The sequence below is a fragment of the Spectribacter acetivorans genome (assembly GCF_031846305.1).
Lineage (GTDB): Bacteria > Pseudomonadota > Gammaproteobacteria > Nevskiales > Salinisphaeraceae > Spectribacter > Spectribacter acetivorans.
In genome coordinates this window covers 351,306-370,387 of sequence record NZ_JAVRHY010000002.1, presented here as the reverse complement: position 1 = coordinate 370,387, position 19,082 = coordinate 351,306, and the positions used below count along the sequence as shown (strand labels likewise).

General features: G+C 65.2%; 23 protein-coding genes. 11 read left to right on the top strand and 12 right to left on the bottom strand.

Translation table 11 applies throughout. The annotated features are described in order from the left end of the window. The 7 genes from RM531_RS16065 to RM531_RS03715 all read right to left on the bottom strand — a co-directional run. Nucleotides 1-69, bottom strand: a 69-nt coding sequence (locus RM531_RS16065) for a transposase (RefSeq protein WP_349255390.1), incomplete at its 3' end; no start/stop codon positions are given. A gap of 32 nt (nucleotides 70-101) precedes the next feature. Further along, complete coding sequence (locus RM531_RS03740; protein WP_311657412.1) at nucleotides 102-308, bottom strand: type II toxin-antitoxin system RelE/ParE family toxin; 207 nt, start codon at nucleotides 306-308, stop codon at nucleotides 102-104. Continuing rightward, on the bottom strand, nucleotides 305-514 hold the full coding sequence (locus RM531_RS03735; RefSeq protein WP_311657410.1) for an addiction module protein: 210 nt from the start codon (nucleotides 512-514) through the stop codon (nucleotides 305-307). The genes RM531_RS03740 and RM531_RS03735 overlap by 4 nt, the downstream gene beginning before the upstream one ends. A 119-nt stretch (nucleotides 515-633) precedes the next feature. Then, nucleotides 634-1,248, bottom strand: a complete 615-nt coding sequence (locus RM531_RS03730; protein ID WP_311657408.1) for a DUF8453 domain-containing protein — start codon at nucleotides 1,246-1,248, stop codon at nucleotides 634-636. A gap of 103 nt (nucleotides 1,249-1,351) precedes the next feature. After that, a complete protein-coding gene (locus RM531_RS03725; protein WP_311657407.1) occupies nucleotides 1,352-1,654 on the bottom strand; it encodes a putative quinol monooxygenase in 303 nt (100 codons plus the stop codon). 140 nt (nucleotides 1,655-1,794) lie between these two features. After that, nucleotides 1,795-2,361 (bottom strand): hypothetical protein, encoded by a 567-nt coding sequence (locus tag RM531_RS03720; protein WP_311657406.1) that lies wholly within the window; start codon nucleotides 2,359-2,361, stop codon nucleotides 1,795-1,797. A 17-nt stretch (nucleotides 2,362-2,378) separates the two neighbouring features. Continuing rightward, entirely contained in the window at nucleotides 2,379-3,053 is a 675-nt protein-coding gene (locus RM531_RS03715; protein WP_311657405.1) for a hypothetical protein, read from the bottom strand. A gap of 465 nt (nucleotides 3,054-3,518) precedes the next feature. Here RM531_RS03715 and RM531_RS03710 point away from each other — a divergent pair, with 465 nt between their 5' ends. Next, on the top strand, nucleotides 3,519-4,496 hold the full coding sequence (locus RM531_RS03710) for an integron integrase (protein WP_311657403.1): 978 nt from the start codon (nucleotides 3,519-3,521) through the stop codon (nucleotides 4,494-4,496). Between the two features lie 134 nt (nucleotides 4,497-4,630). Here RM531_RS03710 and RM531_RS03705 read toward each other — a convergent pair whose 3' ends face one another. The 5 genes from RM531_RS03705 to RM531_RS03685 form a co-directional block, all read right to left on the bottom strand. Next, the gene (locus tag RM531_RS03705) at nucleotides 4,631-5,119 is read right to left on the bottom strand and encodes an SH3 domain-containing protein (RefSeq protein ID WP_311657402.1); all 489 of its coding nucleotides are present in this window, start codon (nucleotides 5,117-5,119) and stop codon (nucleotides 4,631-4,633) included. A 262-nt stretch (nucleotides 5,120-5,381) separates the two neighbouring features. Beyond that, nucleotides 5,382-8,108: an aconitate hydratase AcnA gene (acnA, locus tag RM531_RS03700; protein ID WP_311657401.1), complete on the bottom strand. Its 2,727-nt coding sequence runs from the start codon at nucleotides 8,106-8,108 to the stop codon at nucleotides 5,382-5,384. Nucleotides 8,109-8,232: 124 nt separating this feature from the next. Beyond that, nucleotides 8,233-8,862, bottom strand: a complete 630-nt coding sequence (locus tag RM531_RS03695; RefSeq protein ID WP_311657400.1) for a lysogenization protein HflD — start codon at nucleotides 8,860-8,862, stop codon at nucleotides 8,233-8,235. Beyond that, nucleotides 8,859-9,965 carry a tRNA 2-thiouridine(34) synthase MnmA gene (mnmA, locus tag RM531_RS03690; protein ID WP_311657398.1) on the bottom strand — a complete coding sequence of 369 codons (1,107 nt, stop codon included), beginning with the start codon at nucleotides 9,963-9,965 and terminating at the stop codon, nucleotides 8,859-8,861. The genes RM531_RS03695 and mnmA overlap by 4 nt, the downstream gene beginning before the upstream one ends. Beyond that, the gene (locus RM531_RS03685; RefSeq protein ID WP_311657397.1) at nucleotides 9,962-10,423 is read right to left on the bottom strand and encodes an NUDIX hydrolase; all 462 of its coding nucleotides are present in this window, start codon (nucleotides 10,421-10,423) and stop codon (nucleotides 9,962-9,964) included. The genes mnmA and RM531_RS03685 overlap by 4 nt, the downstream gene beginning before the upstream one ends. 139 nt (nucleotides 10,424-10,562) lie before the next feature. Between RM531_RS03685 and fabD the strand changes: the two genes are divergently transcribed. The 10 genes from fabD to RM531_RS03635 all read left to right on the top strand — a co-directional run bounded on the left by fabD (nucleotide 10,563) and on the right by RM531_RS03635 (nucleotide 19,081). Next, nucleotides 10,563-11,504 (top strand): ACP S-malonyltransferase, encoded by a 942-nt coding sequence (fabD, locus tag RM531_RS03680; protein WP_311657395.1) that lies wholly within the window; start codon nucleotides 10,563-10,565, stop codon nucleotides 11,502-11,504. 21 nt (nucleotides 11,505-11,525) lie between these two features. Beyond that, nucleotides 11,526-12,263 (top strand): 3-oxoacyl-ACP reductase FabG, encoded by a 738-nt coding sequence (gene fabG, locus RM531_RS03675; RefSeq protein ID WP_311657394.1) that lies wholly within the window; start codon nucleotides 11,526-11,528, stop codon nucleotides 12,261-12,263. Between the two features lie 117 nt (nucleotides 12,264-12,380). Beyond that, nucleotides 12,381-12,620, top strand: a complete 240-nt coding sequence (gene acpP, locus RM531_RS03670) for an acyl carrier protein (protein WP_311653868.1) — start codon at nucleotides 12,381-12,383, stop codon at nucleotides 12,618-12,620. A gap of 48 nt (nucleotides 12,621-12,668) precedes the next feature. Next, the gene (fabF, locus tag RM531_RS03665; RefSeq protein ID WP_311657392.1) at nucleotides 12,669-13,913 is read left to right on the top strand and encodes a beta-ketoacyl-ACP synthase II; all 1,245 of its coding nucleotides are present in this window, start codon (nucleotides 12,669-12,671) and stop codon (nucleotides 13,911-13,913) included. A 61-nt stretch (nucleotides 13,914-13,974) separates the two neighbouring features. Then, on the top strand, nucleotides 13,975-15,294 hold the full coding sequence (locus RM531_RS03660) for an aminodeoxychorismate synthase component I (RefSeq protein ID WP_349255389.1): 1,320 nt from the start codon (nucleotides 13,975-13,977) through the stop codon (nucleotides 15,292-15,294). Next, on the top strand, nucleotides 15,291-16,121 hold the full coding sequence (gene pabC / locus RM531_RS03655) for an aminodeoxychorismate lyase (protein WP_311657389.1): 831 nt from the start codon (nucleotides 15,291-15,293) through the stop codon (nucleotides 16,119-16,121). Before RM531_RS03660 ends, pabC begins: the two co-directional genes overlap by 4 nt. Further along, nucleotides 16,106-17,104, top strand: coding sequence for an endolytic transglycosylase MltG (gene mltG, locus RM531_RS03650; RefSeq protein ID WP_311657387.1), 999 nt, complete (start codon nucleotides 16,106-16,108; stop codon nucleotides 17,102-17,104). Before pabC ends, mltG begins: the two co-directional genes overlap by 16 nt. Next, on the top strand, nucleotides 17,101-17,718 hold the full coding sequence (tmk, locus tag RM531_RS03645; protein WP_311657385.1) for a dTMP kinase: 618 nt from the start codon (nucleotides 17,101-17,103) through the stop codon (nucleotides 17,716-17,718). The genes mltG and tmk overlap by 4 nt, the downstream gene beginning before the upstream one ends. Next, nucleotides 17,715-18,719, top strand: a complete 1,005-nt coding sequence (locus RM531_RS03640) for a DNA polymerase III subunit delta' C-terminal domain-containing protein (protein WP_311657384.1) — start codon at nucleotides 17,715-17,717, stop codon at nucleotides 18,717-18,719. Before tmk ends, RM531_RS03640 begins: the two co-directional genes overlap by 4 nt. After that, complete coding sequence (locus RM531_RS03635) at nucleotides 18,716-19,081, top strand: PilZ domain-containing protein (protein WP_311657383.1); 366 nt, start codon at nucleotides 18,716-18,718, stop codon at nucleotides 19,079-19,081. The genes RM531_RS03640 and RM531_RS03635 overlap by 4 nt, the downstream gene beginning before the upstream one ends. Nucleotide 19,082: the final 1 nt, after the last annotated feature.

Here is a 19,082-nt window from a genome sequence, read left to right as displayed (position 1 = left end):
GCCCGGCTGGCGGGTCAGCTCCACCGCTTCACGCTTGAACTCGGGGCTGTATTTTCGTCGCTTGGTCATGAACACTCCTTACAGGCCCATTGTGAGCCTTTTCAGATGTGTCCGCAGTGACGGGGTAGAACCCGTGCACCGCGACCGACCGAAGGGTACATGCCAGGTTGTTCGGCAATTGACCGGAAGGTCAGCAGCACCTCATCGAGAAACCGCTGACCAAGCTCTTCCCGCTGCTCTTCGTACCAGTGCGCCGCGTTCTCAAGATCCTGCTCGGCCTCGCTGCGGAGCCGAACTGGAAGCGTCATAGTCGCTTCCGAATGTCTGCCAACACGATCTCGGCAGGCCGCCCCTGATTTCCATCGGCTTCGTAGGCGTCAAGGCGTCGATCCAGCTCTGCACGTTGCTCCTTGGTAAGAGGCAGGGCTTCCTGATCCGCGGCGATGCTATCCCACAGCTCTTCAACGAGCCGTATCCGCTGCTCAACGGGCAGATCACGTAGCGTTGGGTTCATGGGTACCTCCATTGCTCAACTCTAACAGTACCGCGGCGACTGATTGGATGGAAACATAACGCCGAAGCTCAGTTGCCGCTGTGGAGCGAAGCGGAACAGCGATCAACTGTAGCGCCTCGTTAGGCATCAACATCTCCATCCGGGGCGTCATCTCTTTTGCAAAGAATTGCCAGTTGTCTGTTGAGAGCGCGAAGCTCATCGCGAATTTCCTGAATAGTGGTTTTATTTGGCCCCTTAAGCGCGTCAACGACCGCTTGATTAGCGCTTGTTCGCGTCGGCATTTGCTGAAGGTGATCGATGCCAAGCACGAACGTTACTTTGTTCGTTCGAAGGAACCCGGTTGGGTTCCGGAATTTGTATGACGTCCTTATTTCTAAGCCATCTCCAACCTTACTTTCTAGGCCTGCATATTGCCCGCCATTGAAAACGTAGCGTTGCCCGGGTGAAACTGCGGGGAATCCTTTTTTCGGAACTTCCGACCCATTACCTTCTGGTTTCTCGATACCAAAGCAGGCAATAGGCAAAGACTTCGAAAAAGCCACTGCGATAGCGCTACCGCTACCGATGTTTTCAATAACCAAGTCGATAAGGGAGGGAATATCGGGATTGGGCTGATAGTAGATCAGCAGCTGTGGCTGATAGCGAGAAAGAAGAGACAGATAAGCTACCCAAACGGCAAGCAGGGTCGCAAGTGGACTGACGATGTAGGCAATAATTTGTGCGAGAACTGACACATTCTCCCCCTCGTCTTTGGCGCCTAACGCCCAAACTCAGCCGCCGTTTTGCCACAGCGAAGCGAAGGCAAAACGGTCGGCTGGAGTGCCTGGTTGGGCCTCACTAACCAGGCAGCTTGGCCGCTAGAACGTCAACCTTCTCGATGGACGGCGGCGTGGAAAAAAGGGCGCCTGCCTGGGCCATGAGGGCAGCAGCGACCTTGCCCGCAAGATGAGCCTGGCGGCCGGCCTCATCGGGAAAGGCGTCAAAAATGCCGAACGTGGATGGCCCCAGGCGAATACCGAACCATGCGGTAGTGGCAGGCTCCGCCTGGACTAGCGGAAGCCCGCCCAGCAGAAATTGCTCCACTTCTTTCTCTTTTCCGGCCTTTGCTTCCAGGCGAACGAACAGGGCTACTTTGACCATGGCACGTCTCCTCTGGTTGAGAGTCACCCACCATACGCCCTTTTTGTGAAGCCCAACGCCGAAGTTCAGTTGCCGCCGGAGCGCGAAGCGCGGAGGGAACCAAACCGCTTAGCGGTTTGGCGGTCAACTGCAGCGATTTGTTAGCCGTCATCTCTAAATATCAGCCAATCGCGATCCAGGTAACTGTATTTCGTGGGCTCGAATAGACTTGGGCCGGGATTTACACTCCTCATACGCCTCCCATAGTAAAGCGACAACAGCATGAACAAGCCAGCGACGGCGTTCAAAGCGTGTTCTAGCCTTGCGTGATCAAATGAATCGTTACGGTGGTGTTTAACTTTATTGTTGGCGTTCCACCACAGCGGTGGCATATTCTCCTCCCTCCAATTTACCCACGGCTTAAACGTGAGGCCGTAACGAGGCATTTCCACTTCCGCCGAGGGGAAATTGTCGTAGCGAGTGACGACTACGTCACGGTACCGATTTATACTTTTAGCCTTCGCGTCCGTGTCTATGTCCGCGCAAAGACGCTTTGCGACCACATCGGCCTCGGCTGAAGCCACCATCAGCAACCTAGCGAGCTGGATTGAATAGCAGCCGAAGTTGTCTTTGTGGAATTCGACCCATCGCGACAAAGACGCCACATCTTCCTCGATAGATAGGAAGTAGTTCCAATGCTTAGGTGTTTTTCCTGTGCGAATTCCCATGATGGTTAACGCCTGAGTCAGACACCGCCTCGCACCACCTGATTGTTGAGCAAAGCGCCACAATCTACGATCTTGTTCTTGACCTCTAGCACGCCTTCCAGGAACTCCCGCACTTTATAGGGCGGATACGTTGTGCCCTTGTACTCGAACGCGCCGACTCGTATACCCGTGTATGGATCATCAAACCCGACGTGAAACGAATGGCTGGCGAGCATTCGATGTTTCGCGACGTTGACGAATGCTGACACGTACCCAAACCAATACGACTCCGTCAGCGCTTCCAGCTCGTGCTTGAGGGGCGACGGTGGCAGCTTATCGACTACGAGTTGAATACTGCACCGACTTTCGGGAATTGCGCCGCTCAGAACAAGGCTGTTCACCAGGAATGCAAAGACATCAAACATAGCCCGAGCAGAGTGTGCGGCACCCAGAATGTGTGCCTCACTCGCGACCTTTGCGGAGTGATACTCCTCCTGACGTTCCGAAGCTCCAAGAACTATTGCCAGTGCTTCCTTTGGATCCGCAGCGTTTGGGTCGATTACTTCATCCAGCGCGTCCCGTGCACCATAGAGATGAAACAGAAAGATGCGGATGTAACGATCAATAGAATGCACGATGTCGAGAACTGCTTCGCTCTCCGATCTGTCCGCACGGATGGCTTCCCGCAGCTCTTTGAGGTTCCACTGAAGCATCAGGCGGTGTCTAACTAATTAAGCTAAGCGGCGCCTGGTACGTCGCTGTCGGATGGCAAACCATTGTCTGATGAGCAACCTCATTTGGGTCATTTTCAGGCCCGAGGCGTCCGCTTCGGCGGAGCGCTAGACGACACTTAACGACTCTATAATGAATAAGGATGCAGATTGCGGGAGAGAGGGATAGAGCAAGCGCGCTAACCGAAGCGTCGTAGCGATGATCGCATGAACGCTGTTATGCGACAGCGCGAAGACGCTTCGGTTGATAACATTTTTTGCACCTACCATCCACCGTAATCTTTAGGGGGTTATTTCTCAAAAGTTGAGTGTTGTCTAGCGCCTAACTATACGACCTGATGTAGGTATAGCATGTGAGGTAAATGTCGCATAGCGTTATTGATGTACATTGAGTGACAATGAGTACCTAGTCTCTACGGTGATATGCGACACCTGAGGGAGGGCGTAATGCGACAACATGATTCCAAGTCTCCCAAGCTCCTTGATCAGGTTCGGACCCAGTGCCGGGTCAAGCATTACAGCCTCCGTACGGAGCGTAGTTATGCGGCCTGGATTCGACGTTACATTCTTTTTCACGGCAAACGCCACCCGCGGGATATGGGCAAGAAGGAGGTCGAAGCCTTTCTTAGTCATCTCGCGGTTGAGCGCTCGGTAGCCGCTTCCACGCAGAATCAGGCACTGGGGGCCATTCTTTTCCTTTATCGCGATGTGCTCGGTATCGAGCTGCCGTGGCTGGATGACGTGGTCCGGGCGAAACGGCCGGCGCGGATTCCGGAGGTTTTGAGCCGGCAGGAGGTGGGGGCGCTGTTTGCCCACCTTGAGGGACAACACTGGCTGCTGGCGGGGTTGCTCTACGGTTCCGGGCTGCGGCTGATGGAAGCGGTGCGGTTACGCATCAAGGATGTGGACTTCGATTACCGGCAGATCGTGGTTAGGGACGGGAAGGGCGGTCGCGAGCGGGTGGTGCCGGTGCCGGCGCGTCTGGTTGAGCCATTACAAGCGCAGATTGATTCGGTAGCGGCTTTGCACGCGCAAGACCGTGAGGCGGGGTATGGGCGTGTTTACCTGCCTTTCGCCCTGGCACAGAAGTACCCGAATGCGGCGGCGGAGCTGGCGTGGCAGTACGTGTTCCCCTCGAAGCGGTTGTCGCGGGATCCGCGTTCGGGGGAGAGCGGGCGTCATCATGTGAACGAAAAGGGGTTGCAGCGGGCGGTGAAGGCGGCGCTGGGTAAGGCGGGTATCCGGAGGAAGGCCAGTTGCCACACGCTGCGGCATTCGTTTGCCACGCATCTGCTCGAGGGCGGCAGCGATATCCGGACGGTGCAGGAGTTACTGGGCCATCAGCATGTGCAGACGACCATGATCTATACCCATGTGCTGCAGCGGGGCGGACAGGGGGTGGTTAGTCCGATGGATTGGTTGTGAGGGTGGGCTGACGGCGATTCTGGTGCCTGTGGCTTGTTCAGGCCCTGGTGCCTGATGCCGGTTTCCCTCTCCCTGGCCCTCTCCCGCTTGCGGGAGAGGGGATGGCTTCTTGGGGCGTTGGCGTTTGGCGCTTTTTACGGCTGCTCGAACAGGGGGCGGTAGGCCCAGGCTTCGCCGTCCTCGAATTCGATGCGGATCCAGTCTTCGCCGTTGTCTTCCAGCACGGTGACGGTTTCGCCCGCGTCCAGCTGGCCGACCTGCTCGTTGTCGGTGCCGGGGCCGCTGCGAACGTTGATCACGTCGGTGGCCACCAGTTGCTCGCGGGCCGGTGGTTCCGCGTCGGATTCGGTGGTTTCCTCGTCACCGGTGGCGTCATCGGCGACCGGGTCGAGGGCTTCCATGGCCTCGTTGTCGGCGTCATCTGCCGCCGCGGCTTCGGCTTCCTCCTCGGCGGCCAGTTCGGCCTCGAGTTCTTCATCCTCGGCGCGGGCATCCTTCATCGCCTGGATGTGCGACTCGTCGTAGCCGCGCATTTCCAGCAGGCCGTCCAGCGGCAGATAAAGCAGCACGCCGACCAGGAAGATGGCGTTGAGCAGGATGACGAAGATGGCGCGTCCGATCATGAGTTTGTCTTGTTGATGTCGCTAAAGGGCGAAATATAACAGGCTCGCGCCCCTGTCGGCAGGGTGCGGGCGAGCGGTCGTGGTGAATGCCGAGGCAGGTTTGCAGAGACTCTGATCTCGATGGTTGACCCTGTCCTTCTCGGATCGCCGAAATGGCGGACTGAAGTCCGCCCTACGGGCATGGATGCTGGCTTGGGCGGCCCGGCATTACCAACGAAAAGGCCCCGCCGAAGCGGGGCCCGTTTGGCGGGTCGGCCGGTGCTTACGCGGCCTTGGCCAGCTGGCGGAGCACGTAGTGCAGGATGCCGCCGTTCTTGTAGTAGTCCCATTCCTTGGGCGTGTCGATGCGCACCCGGGCTTCGAACTCGGTGGTTTTGCCATCCTCGGTGGTGGCCTTGACGGTGACCGTCTTGGCGCCGGCGGTGAGGCCCTCGATGTCGAAGGTCTCGGTGCCGGTCAGGCCCAGGGATTCGGCGTTGTCGCCGTCCTTGAACTGCAGCGGCAGCACGCCGAAGCCCACCAGGTTGGAACGGTGGATGCGCTCGTAGCTCTGCGCCACGACTGCTTCCACGCCCAGCAGCTTGGTGCCCTTGGCGGCCCAGTCACGGCTGGAACCCGTGCCGTACTCCTTGCCGGCCAGGATCACCAGCGGGGTGCCCTTTTCCTGGTACTTCATGGCGGCGTCGTAGATGTACATCTGCTCGCCATCCGGCTGGAACGTGGTCCAGCCGCCCTCGGTGCCCGGGGCCAGCTGGTTACGCAGCCGTACGTTGGCGAAGGTGCCGCGCATCATCACCTGGTGATTGCCGCGCCGCGAGCCGTAGGAGTTGAAGTCCGCCGGCTTGACGCCCTGTTCCATCAGGTACTGGCCGGCCGGGGTCTCGGCCTTGATGGCGCCGGCGGGGGAGATGTGATCGGTGGTGATCGAATCCCCCAGCAGGGCCAGGCAGCGGGCGCCGGTGATACCGGGGATGTCGGCCACGTCCACGCTCATGCCCTGGAAGTAGGGCGGGTTCTGGACGTAGGTGGAATCCTCGTCCCACTCGTAGATTTCGCCTTCCGGCACGTCCAGCTTCTGCCAGCGGTCGTCGCCGGCGAACACGTCGCCGTAGCTGTCGGTGAACATCTGCGAGTTCAGCGAGGTGCCGATGGTGTCGTACACCTCTTTCTGGCTCGGCCAGATGTCCTTGAGGAAGACATCGTTGCCGTCCTGGTCCTGGCCGATGGGGTCGTTGGACAGGTCGATGTCCACGGTGCCGGCCAGGGCGTAGGCCACCACCAGCGGCGGGGAGGCCAGGAAGTTCATGCGCACGTCGCCATGCACGCGGCCTTCGAAGTTGCGGTTGCCGGACAGCACGGAGGCCACGTTCAGGTGGTGCTCGTTGACCGCGGCGCTGATCGGTTCCGGCAGCGGGCCGGAGTTGCCGATGCAGGTGGTGCACCCGTAGCCCACCAGATGGAAGCCCAGGCCTTCCAGGTCATCGTCCAGCTGGGCCTTGGCCAGGTAGTCGGTGACCACCTTGGAGCCGGGGGCCAGGGAGGTCTTCACCCACGGCTTGACGTTCAGGCCCTTGTTGATGGCATTGCGCGCCAGCAGGCCGGCGCCGATCATCACCGCCGGGTTGGAGGTGTTGGTGCAGGAAGTGATCGCCGCGATCACCACCGCGCCGTCCTTGAGCTGGAAGTCGGCGTCCTTGTAGTTGACGTTGGCCACGCCGTCCTCGGTGCCACTGGGCAGGCCGGCTTCGCCTTCCATGCGGGCTTCGGCCTCGGTCTTCTTGTCGTTGCGCTGATCGACGAACGGCTTGACCTCGCGACGGTAGGTTTCCTGCATGTCCTTGAGCAACACGCGGTCCTGCGGGCGCTTGGGGCCGGCCAGCGAGGGCTGCACGGTGCCCAGGTCCAGTTCCAGCACGTCCGTGTAGTTGGCATCCGGGGCGCCGTCCTCGCGCCACATGCCCTGGGCCTTGGCGTAGGCCTCGACCAGGTCGCGCTGTTCCTGCGGCCGACCGGTGAGTTCCATGTAGCGCAGGGTCTCGCCGTCCACCGGGAAGATGCCGCAGGTGGCGCCGTATTCCGGGGCCATGTTGGCGATGGTGGCGCGGTCCGCCAGGGGCAGGTCAGCCAGGCCGTCGCCGAAGAACTCGACGAACTTGCCAACCACGCCCTTCTCGCGAAGCATTTCGGTGACCGTCAGCACTAGGTCGGTGGCGGTGGTGCCCTCGGCCAGCTTGCCGGTCAGACGAAAGCCCACGACCTGCGGGATCAGCATGGAAATCGGCTGACCCAGCATGGCGGCCTCGGCCTCGATGCCGCCCACGCCCCAGCCGAGCACGCCCACGCCGTTGATCATGGTGGTGTGCGAATCGGTGCCCACCAGCGTATCCGGGTAGGCGAGGTTGTTCTCGTCGTTGCCGAATACCACGCGGGCCAGGTATTCCAGGTTCACCTGATGCACGATGCCGGTATCCGGCGGCACCACCTTGAAATTGTCGAACGCGCCCTGACCCCAGCGCAGGAATGCATAGCGCTCCTTGTTGCGGTTGAATTCCAGCTTGGCGTTCAGATCGAAGGCCTGGTCGCTGCCGTACTCGTCCACCATCACGGAGTGGTCGATGACCAGCTCGGCGGGGGACAGCGGGTTGATCTTTTCCGGGTTGCCGCCCAGCTTGGCCATGGCGTCGCGCATGGCGGCCAGGTCGACGATCGCCGGCACGCCGGTGAAGTCCTGCAGGACCACGCGGGCCGGGGTGAAGGAAATCTCCTTCGACGGCTCGGCCTGGGAATCCCACTTCGCCAGCGCCTCGATGTCTGCCCTGGTGACATCCTCGCCATCCTCGTGCCGGAGCAGATTCTCCAGCAGGATCTTGTGCGAGTAGGGCAGCGTTGCCGCCTCGGGGAACGTCTCCTCCAGCGTTTTCAGGCTGAAGTAGTCATATTGTTTGGCGCCCGCATCAAGCTGGGCACGAACATTGAAGCTGTCCGTCATCGCGTCCTCTCCAAGACGAGTGTTCGGTGGCCGGGGAGTCGCCGCCAGGACAACACGTCCGGGGCGACATGCGAAGCCGTATTATAACGGATTGCGCGCCGCGGCTGTACCGTGCTGCGGCGCATCAAGCCGCGCCGGCGGCCCCCGGCAGGTCGTCCAGCGCCGCCAGCAGCCGCTTGCGGAACACCAGCAGCCGCCACAGCCGGCCGCCGCAGTGATACCAGAGCACGGCACAGCGCACCGCCGCCATCAGCAGCACGCGTACATGCTCGGTCACCTCGGTGTTCTGCAGATGCTCGGGATTGCCGCGCACCATGATGCGGGGCCCGATGGGGCTGAGGATGTCGCGGTAGGCCTGATCGAGAATGCCGGGAATCTGGCGGTCGTCGTCGGCGAACTTTGCCCGGCCGATGGCGCCGCTCAGCCGGCTCAACGCTTCGTCCCGTCCCAGCAGCCGTTTGCCCAGCCGCACCACCAGGCCGATGGCGCGGGCGGTGGGGGCATCGTCGCCGCCGCCGGTCTGCCGGCCGAATTGCCGCCGCAGGAAGGCCGCGCCGTCGCGGATGACGGCCGGGTCGCTGAAAACGTCCTCGGCGCGATCCGGATTGGTGGTGAAGATCACGTGCAGGGCCGCTGCCAGCGGCACGCGGTCCAGCCGGCCGGAATCGGCCAGCCGGTGGGCGTCCAGCACGAACTGGGCGATGCCGGCCAGGGCCATTGCCTGCTGGCGGGTGGCGGTGTTGATGTCGGTCATGCGGCCTCGGTGGCCTGCGCCGGCAGGGTGTCGATTTCGGCACAGCCCAGGCAGGTGTCATCGTCGTAGAACACCGCGTACTGCCCGGGCGCGGCGGCGAACGGTGGCGTATCGAAGGTCAGTCGCAGCCCGTCGCCCCGGGCCGTCACCACACAGGGTTGGTCGGTCTGGCGGTAGCGCACCTGCACCCGGCAGGTCAGTGGCAGGCTCGGGGCCGGGCCGATCCACTGCGGCGCGGCGGTATCGACCAGCCGCGGGCGCAGGCCCGGGTGATCCGGATTCTGGCTGACCCAGAGCACCGCGTCGGTCATGGTCTTTTCCACCACGAACCAGGGCGCGTCAGGCGCGCCGCGCACGCCGCCGATGCCCAGCCCGCGGCGCTGGCCGATGGTGTGAAACGCCAGCCCGCGATGGCGGCCGATGTCGGTGCCGGCCAGCGGGCCGTCCGCCACCCGGATGGGGCCGGGTTCGGCGTCCACGTAGCCGGCCAGGAAGCCGTCGAAATCCCGCTCGCCGATGAAGCAGACGCCGGTGCTGTCCTGCCGGGCGTGGTTGGGCAGCCCGGCGGCCCGGGCCATTTCGCGCACGTCCTGTTTATGCAGGTCGCCCAGGGGGAACAGCGTCCGCGCTAGCGCCGTCTGCGGAACCGCGGCCAGGAAATAGGATTGATCCTTGCCGGGGTCGACGCCGCGCCGCAGCCGCCAGCCCGGACCGTCGGCTTCGACGCGGGCGTAATGGCCGGTGGCGATGCAGTCGGCCCCCAGCCGGCGGGCGTGGTTCAGGAACGGATCGAACTTCACCTCGCGATTGCACAGCACGTCCGGGTTGGGGGTGCGTCCGGCGGCATAGCCGTCGACGAACGGCTGGAAGACCCGCTGACGGTATTCGGCCGAGAAATCGGCCCGGTGCAGAGGAATGTCCAGCACCTCGGCGGCCGCGCGGGCGGCCTCGAAGTCATCGGCGGCCTGGCAGCGGCCGGCCTCGTCCTCGGCCCAGTTGAACATGAACAGGCCTTCCACCCGATCGCCGGCCTCGATCAGTCGCAGGGCGGCGACGGCGGAATCCACGCCGCCGGACAGGCCCACGATGACGTGACGGCTCATCGCGGCGTGCCGGTGTAGTCGAAGCAGCGCACGGCATCCAGCGGCAGCCGCCGGCCGGCCAGATAATCGTCCAGCCCGTGCAGCACCAGCGGCGTGCGCAGCCGCTCCTCGGCGGCCTGCAGGGCGCGGTAGTCCATCCAGTGGGTGGCGATGATGCCGTCGTCCAGCTCGCTGTCGCTGTCGTGGTCGGAAACGTCGCCGGTAAACAGGATTCGCATCACGTGTCGAGTCGCGCTGGGTATCCGCCACAGGTAGGTGCCCACCAGGGCGGTCGGAGTGAAACGCCAGGCGGTTTCCTCGCGGGTTTCGCGAACCACCGCATCAAGGGCGCTTTCGCCGTATTCCACGTGGCCGGCGGGCTGATTGAGCACGGTCTGCTCGCGAACCACTTCCTCCACCATGAGAAAACGGCCATTGCGTTCGACCAGGGCAGCGACGGTCAGTTCGGGCGTGATCACGGCGCGCTCCGTCGCGGATGGGTTCGATGGGCGGGATATCGAGGTTTCAATAATAACAAACACCGCCCTTTCACCGAACGTGGTCAACGGCGGAAGGGGTGCGTATGATTGGCGCCGGTTTTGGACTCCAGGGTGCCTGATGGCCCGTTTCGCAATGCTTTTCCCCGGTCAGGGGTCGCAGTCCGTCGGCATGCTGTCGGCGCTGTCCGAACAGTATCCCGAGGTGGGAAAGACTCTGCGTGAGGCCGGTGAAGTGCTCGGTTACGATCTGGCCACGCTGGTCCGCGAAGGCCCGGCCGAGGCGCTGGACAGCACCGAGAAGACCCAGCCGGCCCTGCTGGCCGCCGGCCTTGCCGTGTGGCGTATCTGGGAAGCCCGGGGCGGCACCATGCCGGCAGCGATGGCCGGCCACAGCCTGGGCGAGTACACCGCCCTGGTGGCCGCCGGCGCGCTGGAATTCAGCGACGGCCTGCGGTTGACCGAACTACGTGGCCAGGCAATGCAGAACGCGGTACCGGCCGGCGAAGGCGCCATGGCCGCCGTAATCGGCCTGGATGACGACGCCATTGCCGAGATCTGCCAGCAGGCGGCCGGCGAGGGCGACGTGGTGGCCCCGGCCAACTTCAATTCCCCCGGCCAGGTGGTGATTGCCGGCGAGACCGCGGCGGTGGAACGTGCCATGGCGCTGGCGAAAGAGCAGGGTGCCAAGATGGCGAAGCGGCTGCCGGTGAGCGTGCCGTCGCACTGCGATCTGATGCGACCCGCCGGGGAACGGCTGCGCTCGCATCTGGCCGAGATTCCGCTGCGCACCCCCTCGATCCCGGTCCTGCATAATGTGGACGCGCAGCAGCGCGAGGATGTCGACGGCATCCGCAAGGCGCTGGTTTCCCAGCTGGAACGGCCGGTACGCTGGACCGAGACCATTCGGGCATTGCACGGGGCGGGCATCGGGGTGATGCTTGAGTGCGGGCCCGGCAAGGTGCTGACCGGCCTGAACAAGCGAATCGACCGTGACATCGACGCGACGGCGCTGCAGGACCCGGACGGCCTGACAGCGGGACTGGCCGCCGCGGCCGCCTGAGACAGACGACGGGGGACTCCCTTGAACGAGCAGATTGCACTGGTCACCGGTGCCTCGCGAGGCATTGGTGCAGCGATAGCCCGAACCCTGGGTGAGGCGGGCGCCACGGTGGTCGGCACCGCGACCTCGGAAAGCGGCGCGGCCGCCATCGACAAGGCGCTGGCCGAGGCCGGCATCCAGGGCGCCGGCCGGGTGCTGGACGTGGCCGATCCGGATCATCCGGCAGCGCTGGTCAAGGCCGTCGCCGACGAATTCGGCACTCCGACCATCCTGATCAACAACGCCGCGATCACCCGCGACAATCTCGTCATGCGCATGAAGGACGAGGAATGGGACGCGGTGATCGACACCAACCTCGCCGGCGTCTACCGCTGCTGCAAGGCGGTGCTGCGCGGCATGATGAAGGCTCGCGGCGGGCGCATCGTCAGCATCACCTCGGTGGTCGGCCAGATGGGCAATGCCGGGCAGGTGAACTATTCCGCCGCCAAGGCCGGGGTGATCGGCCTGACCCGCTCGCTGGCCCGGGAAGTGGCCTCGCGCGGCATTACCGTCAACGCGGTGGCCCCCGGATTCATCGATACCGACATGACCCGCGACCTGCCCGATGCCCAGCGCGAGGCGCTGCTCGGCCAGGTACCGCTGGGGCGGCTGGGCGCGGTCGACGACGTGGCCGCGGCCGTGCGATTTCTCGCATCCGAGTCCGCCGGATACATCACCGGCGAAACCATCAGCGTCAACGGTGGACTCCACATGGGGTGAAGCCGGTCTGGCGTTTGTAGCCTGGACCGGGGTTTTTGCCTAAAATGGCGCGCCATTGCCGGAAAGACCCCGCAACAACTCAAGGGCGAACCAGCCCGATACCGCAGGAGCAGAAGCATGAGCAGTGTGCAGGAACGAGTTAAGAAGATCATCGCCGAGCAGCTGAGCGTGGGTGAGGATCAGGTCACCAGCGAAGCCTCCTTCGTCGATGACCTGGGTGCCGACTCCCTCGACACGGTCGAGCTGGTGATGGCGCTGGAAGAAGAATTCGAAATCGACATTCCCGACGAGGAAGCCGAAAAGATCGTGTGCGTGCAGGACGCGGTCGACTACATCAAGTCGCACGCCGAGAGCTGATCGCCCGGCGGTTTCGTTCGCGGTTCCATCGGCAGGTCAGGGGGCAACTTGGGCAAGCGTCGCGTCGTCGTCACCGGAATGGGGTTGGTGTCCCCGGTCGGGCTGTCGGTCCGGGAGAGCTGGGACAGCATTCTCGCGGGCCGTAGCGGCATCGGACCGGTCGATACGTTCGACATTTCCGGTTATCCCACCCGCTTCGGCGGGCCGATCCGTGACTTCAACGTCGCGGATTACATGAACCCCAAGGATGCCCGCAAGTACGATGCCTTCGTGCATTACGGCGTGGCGGCCGCCGGCCAGGCGGTGCAGGACTCGGGCCTGGATCTCGAGGCCGAGGACCTCACTCGCATCGGGGTGTCGATCGGCTCCGGCATCGGCGGCATCGGCACCATCGAAGAGACCTGCGAGAAGTTCTACGCCAACGACTACAACACCAAGAAAGTCTCGCCGTTCTTCATCCCCAGCAGCATCATCAACATGGTCTCGGGCCAGGTGTCCATTCAGTTCGGCCTGCAGGGCCCGAACGTGGCCACGGTCACCGCCTGTACCACCGGCACCCACAACATCGGCAATGCCGGGCGCATGATTGCGTACGGTGACGCCGACGTGATCCTCGCCGGTGGCACCGAGATGGCCTGCAACCCGATCGGCATGGCGGGATTCTGCGCCGCGCGGGCGCTTTCCACCCGCAACGACGACCCGGAAGCGGCCAGCCGCCCCTGGGACGCCGATCGGGACGGGTTCGTGCTGTCCGACGGCGCAGGCGTACTGGTGATGGAGGAATACGAACGCGCCAAGGCGCGTGGCGCCACCATCTACGGCGAACTGGTCGGGTTCGGCATGAGCGGCGATGCCTACCACATCACCCTGCCGGCCGAAGGCGGGGGCGGGGCCGTTCGCTGCATGAACGCGGCCCTCAAGGATGCCGGCCTGAATCCGGATGCTATTGGCTACGTCAATGCCCACGGCACCTCCACACGGGCCGGGGATGTCGAGGAAACCCGGGCCGTCCGGGCGGTGTTCGGCGATCATGCCGATTCGCTGCCGGTGTCCTCGACCAAGTCGATGACCGGTCACATGCTGGGGGCCGCGGGCGCCGCGGAAGCGGTGTTTACGCTGCTGGCCCTGCGCGACCAGGTGCTGCCGCCGACGATCAACCTGGACAACCCCGATGAGGGCTGCGACCTCGACTACGTGCCCGGCGAGGCCCGCGACCACAGCATGACCGCGGCGCTGAGCAACTCCTTCGGCTTCGGGGGCACCAACGGCACCCTCGTTTTCCGCACTCTCTAGTCCATCGGTGATGAACACGGCAATCTCGGCTCCGGCCGGTTGCCGGGTGCGCGCGCTGCCCATGCCGGCGGCCGGGTTCGACGCTCTGGCCCTGCACCGGCACAACCCCGAGCGGTATCCGTTCCTGCTGGAATCCAGTGCCGGCGCGGTGGCCCAGGGGCGTTACGACATCGTCTTCGCCTTTCCCGGCGAGGCGCTGTGCCTGAACGGCCGGCACCTCGACGGTCCGGGGGCCGCCGGGGCCGACGGCGACTTTCTCACCGCCCTGGATCACTGGCGCAGCCAGGTTTCCCCGCTGCCGGCCGGCGAGCTGCCGTTCACCGGGGGCTGGTTCGTCTATCTGGGCTACGAGCTGGCCGGCCAGGTGGAGCCGCATCTGCCCTGGAAACCCGATCCGGTGCTGCCGCGGGCCCTGGCCGTCCGCTGTCCCGCGGCGCTGATCCATGATCGACGCGAGCAGGCCGTATTCGCGGTGGCCGAACCCGACGCCGAAGCCTGTCTCGATGACATGGCGGCGGATCTGGCGGCCTGCGCCAGCGCGCCGGACCGGCCGGTCACGGTGCGTGACTGGGACGAGGACGAGCCCGAACGCTATCTGGACCATGTCAGCCGCATCCGCGAGTACATCCGGGCCGGTGACGTGTTCCAGGTGAACCTGTCCCGCGCCTGGCGGGCGCGGCTGGCGCCGGAAACCGGGCCGGCCGACCTCTACTCGGCGCTGCGGCGGGCCAACCCGGCGCCGTTCTCCGGTTTGATGACCTGGGACGGGGCGTCGGTGATCAGTTCGTCCCCCGAGCGTCTGCTTCGCCTGGCCGGCGACCGGGCCGATACCCGTCCGATTGCCGGCACCCGGCCGCGGCGCGGCGACGATGCGGCGATGACCCGGGAACTCATGGCCCATCCCAAGGAACGGGCCGAGCACGTGATGCTCATCGACCTGGAACGCAACGACCTGGGCCGCGTCTGCCGCTACGGCAGCGTGACCGTGGACGAGCTGATGACGGTGGAGTCCTACGCCCATGTGCACCACATCGTGTCGAACGTGTCCGGTCGCCTGCGCCCCGGGGTGGGGCCGGGCGCGGCGCTGCGGGCGGTGTTTCCGGGTGGCACCATCACGGGTTGTCCCAAGGTGCGCTGCATGGAAATCATCGCCGAGCTGGAGGCCGAGCCACGGGGCGCTTACACCGGCGCCTTCGGGTACCTGGGGCGCGATGGCCGTCTGGACACCAACATCCTGATTCGCAGTCTGGCCCAGCGCGGCGACTCGCTCAGCCTGCGCGCCGGCGCCGGCATCGTGGCCGACTCCGACCCGCACCAGGAACTGGCGGAAACCCGGGCCAAGGCGCGCGGGATGCTGCTGGCGCTGGGATTGGCGGCATGAGCGTGCCGATCATGCGGGTGCACGGCGGCACGCCCGAGGCGGTCGACCCGATGGATCGGGGCCTGCATTACGGCGACGGCATATTCCGCACGCTGCGCATGGTGGGCGGCCTGCCGATCGCCTGGCCGTTTCACGTCGCACGGCTGGTTCATGACTGTGAGCGGATCGGGCTGCCCGCACCCAACCCGGGCGCCCTGGCCGCCGACGTCGCGTCGCTATTCGCCGGTGGCGGTGACGGCATCCTCAAGATTCTGGTTTCCCGCGGCGTGGGCGGACGCGGCTATACCCCGCCGTCGACCGCCGAGGCCTGCTGCCGCCTGTACCGGTTCGGCCCGGCCGCCCATCCGCCCGAGCATGCCGATACCGGCATTACCCTGGGCCATTCGAGCGTGGCGCTCGGCTGCCAGCCGGCGCTGGCCGGTATCAAGCACTGCAACCGGCTGGAGCAGGTGCTGGCGCGCCGGGAATGCGCGGATCAGGGCTGGCCAGAAGCGCTGATGGGGACGGCGGACGGGCGGCTGGTCTGTGGCACCATGAGCAACCTCTTCGCGGTCGTCGACGACGCGGTGCTGACCCCGGCGATTGTCGATGCCGGCGTGATCGGCGCCACCCGGCAGCGCCTCATCGAGGCCTGCCGCCATGATGATCGCCCGGTCATGGAAATCGATATTCATCCGGCGGCACTCGAGCGCGCCAGCGAAGTGTTTGTCTGTAACAGTGCAATGGAGATCTGGCCGGTGCGGCAGTGGGTGGAACAGCATTACTCGGTCGGGCCGTTCACGCGGTGGTGTCAGGCGCAACTGGCGGCGACATGCGCGGGGTTCTGATAAGCCTGCTGTTGTTCGTGGTGCTGGCCGGCGTCGCCCTGGCGGCCGATGTCTGGCGCTTTCTCGATTCCCCGGTGCCGGGGTCAGACACCACCAGCGTGCAGATTCCGGCCGGTGCCGGTTTCCGCCAGGTGGTGGCGCGGCTGGCGGATGCCGGCCTGTTCCGGCATGAACGCGAACGTTACTACCTGATCGGCTACGCCCGGCTGCGGGGCGTCACGGGGCAGGTCAAGAGCGGCGAATACGCCCTGGAACCGGGACTGCGTCCGCCGGCACTGCTGAATGCGCTGGTGGCGGGTCGCACGGTTCAGCATCGGCTGACGGTGGTGGAGGGGTGGACCTTCCGCGAACTGCGATCGGCGGTCGAAGCCCATCCGGCGATCCGGACCACGATGGCGGAGGCGGATGGCGCCGAGATCATGGCGGCCATCGGCGCGCCCGACCTGCATCCCGAGGGTCGCTTCCTGCCGGATACCTATCTGTTTCCCCGCGATACCACCGATGTCGAGTTCCTGCGGCGGGCGTTCGAGTCGATGGAAGCCACGCTGGCCGATATCTGGGCCGATCGCCTGCCCGATCTTCCGCTGGAATCCCCCGAGGCGGCCCTGATTCTGGCCTCGATCATCGAAAAGGAGACCGGCCGGGCCGGCGAGCGCGACCGCATTGCCGGCGTGTTCATCCGGCGGCTGGAAAAGGGCATGCTGTTACAGACCGACCCCACGGTGATCTACGGCATTGAAGACTTCGACGGCAACCTGCGACGGCGTGATCTCGAGGCCGACGGCCCCTACAACACCTACAAGCGACCGGGACTGCCGCCCACGCCGATCGCGCTGCCGGGCCGGGCCGCGCTGGAGGCGGCGGTGCAGCCGGCCGACGGCGACGCGCTGTACTTCGTCTCCCGCGGCGACGGCACGCATGTGTTCTCCCGCACCTATGAAGCGCACAAGCGTGCGGTGCGCGAGTACCAGTTGAAGCAATGAGCGGCCGCTTCATCACCCTCGAAGGCACCGAGGGCGCCGGCAAGAGCAGCGCCGTGCCGGTCATCCGCGAGATGCTGGAGCAGGCCGGGCAGTCGGTGGTGGTCACCCGCGAACCGGGCGGCACGCCGCTGGCCGAAGCCATCCGCGGCGTGCTGCTGGCCGATCACGGCGAGCCGATGCCGGCCATGAGCGAACTGCTGTTGATGTTCGCCGCCCGCGCCTCGCATCTGCGCGACTGCATCGAGCCGGCGCTGGCGACCGGGGCCTGGGTGATCTGCGACCGCTTCACCGACGCCAGCTACGCCTACCAGGGCACGGCCCGCGGGCTCGGCGCGGACGCCGTGGCCACGCTGGAACGGCTGGTGCAGGGCGAGCGGCGCCCGGACCGGGTGCTGTGGTTCGATCTGCCGGTGGAAGTGGGCATCGGGCGCGTTGACGGGCGCGGTGTGTCGAACCGTTTCGACCGCGAACAGCAGGCGTTCCACGAACAGGTCCGCCAGGCCTACGCTGCCCGTGCCGGCGCCGATCCCGACCGCTACCGGCGGGTGGATGCCGCCGCCCCGAGCGACGCCGTTGCCGCGCAGGTTCGGCAGCTAATCGGGGCCATGCTGTGACCGAACCGGCCGGCCACCAGCTCTATCCCTGGCAGCAGGCGGTGTGGGATCGATTCGCGCCGGTCCTGCGTGGTGAGCGCGCCGGCCATGCGCTGCTGCTGACCGGGGCACCGGGTATCGGCAAACGCCACCTGGCCGGGGTGATCCTGCGTGCGCTGCTGTGCGAGCAGCCGGACGCATCCCGACTGCCTTGTGGCCAGTGCCGTGCCTGCATCCAGGTGGCGGCGGGCTCGCACCCCGATCATTCCCGGCTGGCGCCGCCCGAACCCGGCAAGACCATCGGCGTCGACGCTGTGCGCGAATTCTGCCGGCGGCTCTACACCACGCCCCAGTTCGCCGGCGGCCGGGTCGGCCTGATCGATCCGGCGGACCGGCTGACCGTGCAGGCCGCCAACAGCCTGCTCAAGGCACTGGAAGAGCCCCCGGTCAGCTCGCGCATCCTGTTGCTCACGGACCGGCGTGATCGGGTGCTGCCCACCATCCGCAGCCGGTGCCAGATGTGGCGGGTGGACCGGCCCGATCCGGTGGGCGTGGCCGATTGGCTGGCGACCATGCCGGCCGCGGTGGCGGATGCCATGCCGCTGGCCCGCCACGCGCCGCTGCAGGCCCTGACCCTGGCCGATTCCCCGGTCGTCACGGAGCAGGGCACGCTGTTCGAGGATCTGGCCGGTCTGCTGGTCGCGCGGCGCGATCCGGTCAGTATCGCCGCCGAGTGGCAGAAGGCCGAACCCGGTTGGGTGGTCGACTGGCTTTACCGGGTGGTGGCCGATCTGCTCAAGCTGACCTCCGGCGCACCCGATGACACACTGGTTTTCCGTGGTCGTGCGCGGGAACTGCGGCGCATGGCAGAATTGCTCGACGGCCAGGCGTTACGCCGGCTGCCGCCGACACTGACGCATACCCGCCGATTGCTCGAGGCCAGCGTCGACCGCCAGCTCACGCTGGAATCGCTGGCCATTGCCTTTCTGGATTGCCGCCGCCGGGAGAAACGAGCCGCATGAGTGCCGATACCGCCGCACAGCCGGGCATCATCACCCTGGAACTGGCCGACAAGCAGGCGCTCTACGCTGCCTACATGCCCTTTCTCAACAACGGCGGCCTGTTCGTGCCCCGCAGCCAGCTGCGCGGGCAGCAACTGGACATGGGCGACGAGGTATTCCTGCTGGTCAATCTGGTCGAGCACGGTGAACGCCTGCCGGTCGCCGGCCGGGTGGCCTGGATCACGCCGCGCGGCGCGCAGGGTCAGCGCCAGCCCGGCATCGGGGTGCAGTTTTCGTCGCAGGACGGCGGTGCCACCCAGCAGAAGCTGGAGTCGTTGCTGGCCGGCTCGCTGGAGTCGGCGAGGGCGACGAATACGCTCTAGC